Raw genomic sequence first — 378 nt, forward strand, 5'->3', positions numbered from 1 at the left:
AACGTTCGGGTTGATGCATCTGTTCGGCTTCTCGATTAACGCGCTTTCCTTATTCGGTCTCGTGCTCGCGATCGGTATCGTGGTGGACGATGCAATCGTGGTGGTCGAGAACGTCGAACGCAACATCGCGGATGGCCTTGCGCCAAAACAGGCTACCTACAAGGCGATGAAAGAGTCAGCGGTCCCATCATCGCAATCGCGCTAACCCTGATCGCTGTCTTCGTCCCGCTAGCGTTCATGACTGGGCTGACGGGCCAGTTCTACAAGCAGTTCGCACTGACCATCTCGATTTCAACAGTCATCTCGGCGGTCAACTCGCTAACGCTCTCGCCGGCGCTTTCCGCACTCCTGTTGCGCGGCCATGATGTCCCGAAGGAC

Annotated in this window: 1 pseudogene; it reads left to right on the plus strand. The window is 56.9% G+C overall.

From position 1 onward, the window contains the following. Window positions 1-13 precede the first annotated feature (13 nt). Window positions 14-378: pseudogene (locus ACYP5B_RS27015) on the plus strand (efflux RND transporter permease subunit); the annotation flags it as partial.

Source organism: Cupriavidus sp. 8B (genome assembly GCF_054589115.1).